Origin of the sequence: Enterobacter sp. ZOR0014, from assembly GCF_000798855.1 — a bacterium.
In the GTDB taxonomy this organism is placed as follows: Bacteria; Pseudomonadota; Gammaproteobacteria; order Enterobacterales; family Enterobacteriaceae; genus Enterobacter; species Enterobacter kobei.
The window spans coordinates 1-207 of record NZ_JTLF01000355.1 but is presented as its reverse complement, the minus strand read 5'-3'; the positions used below and the strand labels follow the sequence as shown (position 1 = coordinate 207).

Below are 207 nucleotides of genomic sequence, written 5' to 3'. Positions count from 1 at the left end.
CCACCTGCTGCAGCCACAGTGAGCCGTCCGGCGCAACGCTGTAGCATTGCCAGTAATGGGTGCCCTGTTTTCCTTTTTCATAGAAAACATAAAGATACCCCTGGCGAAGTGCGCGAAGAGTATACTTTTCATTATTGCCGAGCGTTATCCCGGTGATGCAAGGATCCTTCGCCCACTCCGGTAAACCGGTATTAATATTTTCCGGCA

The 207-nt window shown here is 50.7% G+C and carries 1 protein-coding gene; it reads right to left on the bottom strand.

Translation table 11 applies throughout. The features are described from left to right. Positions 1 to 207: toxin VasX (locus tag L977_RS24800; RefSeq protein WP_047626815.1), on the bottom strand; the 207-nt coding region annotated here is incomplete at both ends.